The sequence below is a fragment of the Pseudomonas putida genome, from assembly GCF_028682635.1.
GTDB classification, from domain to species: Bacteria; Pseudomonadota; Gammaproteobacteria; order Pseudomonadales; family Pseudomonadaceae; genus Aquipseudomonas; species Aquipseudomonas putida_AE.
Genome location: NZ_JANHLK010000077.1, coordinates 1 through 807, shown reverse-complemented (window position 1 = coordinate 807; position 807 = coordinate 1). Strand labels below are relative to the sequence as shown.

At 56.6% G+C, this 807-nt stretch carries 1 pseudogene; it reads right to left on the bottom strand.

Annotated elements, in window-relative coordinates:
- A pseudogene (locus NPS56_RS30925) lies at positions 1 to 298 on the bottom strand (type VI secretion system tip protein VgrG); the annotation flags it as partial.
- Positions 299 to 807 lie beyond the last annotated feature (509 nt).

Below are 807 nucleotides of genomic sequence, written 5' to 3'. Positions count from 1 at the left end.
AACGCTGGAAGTTGTTGACCATGCCATACAGGCTGCGCAACGGCTTGTACTCGGGCGCTGGAAAGCCTGGGTAAGGTGGCTTTGGCGGCGAGGGGTACAGGCTGAAACGGGCGTCCTTGTTGAGCATCTGCTCGGCGCTGAGGTCCTGATTGGTGCAGGTGAATTCGATGCGATAGGTGAAGGGCTGGCTGAGGTGCTCCTGGCCTTCGAAGGCCAGGACGTCGAAGACAGCGTCGAATCGGTAGATGGTGAACTTGTGGCGAGTGTGGTCAAAGAAAATGCGCGGTGTGTTGGACAAAATCAGTCCTCCCTGGGCTGGATCGGCATACGGGGAGGCTTGGTTTTCCACCCTCGTTCAAGCACACGAGAGCTTTCAGGAATCTGATAAAGGTTGGGATCGGATGCTTCCGATGCACGCGTAGGATGCGTCCGAAATGGCTGCGTGCCGGATCTGTAGGATTTTTTGCGGGGTTGACGAAGGGAGGGACGCGGCGGTAATCCCACGGCATTCAAGCGTTTGGAGCGAGGGTTGTTCCGCCTATATTGGCAGCGTTTTTTTCGAGCAGTTTGCAGAGTGTTTAAAAGCCCATCAGGTTACTTCCCGAAAGCCACAGCGCCGTGCGTCGTCTCCTACGATTACGCCAGAATCCACCGGCTTGTGCGCCTTGGGGCTGCTCGGTAACTTGATTCGTGTCACTGATGGTCAGTGATCGGGTTTAGTAGCCCGGCCAAGGTTGAAGCGGTGCTCGGCGAGCTGGCGGTGAGTCGGGCGCTGGATCGGATTGATCGGGCTGAATAGAAGATCAA